The 1,224-nt window shown below is 30.0% G+C and carries 2 protein-coding genes; both read left to right on the forward strand.

Annotated elements, in window-relative coordinates:
• The first annotated feature begins 52 nt into the window (after positions 1 to 52).
• A complete protein-coding gene (locus CD129_RS10245) occupies positions 53 to 523 on the forward strand; it encodes a DUF1648 domain-containing protein (RefSeq protein WP_115337748.1) in 471 nt (156 codons plus the stop codon).
• 2 nt (positions 524 to 525) lie between these two features.
• Positions 526 to 1,083 carry a DNA-3-methyladenine glycosylase I gene (locus CD129_RS10250; protein ID WP_115337747.1) on the forward strand — a complete coding sequence of 186 codons (558 nt, stop codon included), beginning with the start codon at positions 526 to 528 and terminating at the stop codon, positions 1,081 to 1,083.
• The last annotated feature ends 141 nt before the right edge of the window (positions 1,084 to 1,224 follow it).

Raw genomic sequence — 1,224 nt, forward strand, 5'->3', positions numbered from 1 at the left:
ACGAAATTAGCATCATGCTAGCAAGTTAAGCGAACACTGACATGATAAATTAGTGGTTAGCTATATTTTTTTACTTTGCAACAGAACCATATTAATTATAATTAATTTTGACGTATTGCCCGATAATATACCAAGTCATTATGATTTTGCAGGTAATCCAGATGCATGGGCAACAAAAGCATTTATCTTTTTTATGCCAGCATTAGGAATATTTATCTGGTTAATATTACATACTATTGTAAGTAGACCTGAATTAGATCAATACATACATGTTCCATCACTTTATGGTAAGCCAAACGAAGAACAAATAGAAAATGCTAAATTACTTATTTATTTTATAAAATTTGAAATTATGGCGTTATTTACATTTATCGTAGTTAAAGATTTATATACAGCATTGGGGATGCCTTTTAAATTAGGCGTTTGGGAGGCAATTTTAATATTAAGTGTATTTGGAATTACAATTATAATATTTATGATTCGAAATCATAAGTTAGATAAAAAATATGGAATGAGTGATTAAGCATGACTGAATGCACGTGGCCAAGTAGTGATTTAATGAAAGTATATCATGAAAAAGAATGGTGTAGAATAAATAAAGATGATCAATATATATTTGAAATGCTTTCTTTAGAAGGCGCTCAAGCAGGTTTGTCTTGGGAAACTGTTATACAAAAACGTCATGCATATCAAGAAGCATTTAAACAATTTGATATCGAAAAATGTGCACAATTAACAGACGATGAATTAGAGGAAATTAGAACAGAATATAACGTTATAAAACATAAAGGAAAAATCAAATCCGTAAGAAACAATGCATTATTAGTGCAAAACATTCAGCAACAATATGGAAGTTTAGCAAACTTTTTATGGTCTTATGTAGAGGGCAAACCTATAATCAACGAATGGCATAATACAACAGGCATACCAGCTGAAACAGAACTTTCAATTAAATTAAGTAAAGACTTAAAAAAAATTGGATTTAATTTTGTCGGTCCAAAAATTGTCTATTCATTTTTACAAAGTATAGGTATTATTGACGATCACATTATCACATGCCCATATCATAGTTATAATAGGTAAGAGAGTGTGAGTGGTAGTGCAAGGGGCTAAGGGACATAATTCAGAGAAAAGTGGTATGTCAACAAAAACTTAGACAGAATTCATAAGTTTATAAGAGGTTGGCGTTTGATAATTTAATCCTGCATGTATTCTTTCATTGTT

This window comes from Mammaliicoccus fleurettii (assembly GCF_003970575.1).
Taxonomy (GTDB): domain Bacteria; phylum Bacillota; class Bacilli; order Staphylococcales; family Staphylococcaceae; genus Mammaliicoccus; species Mammaliicoccus fleurettii.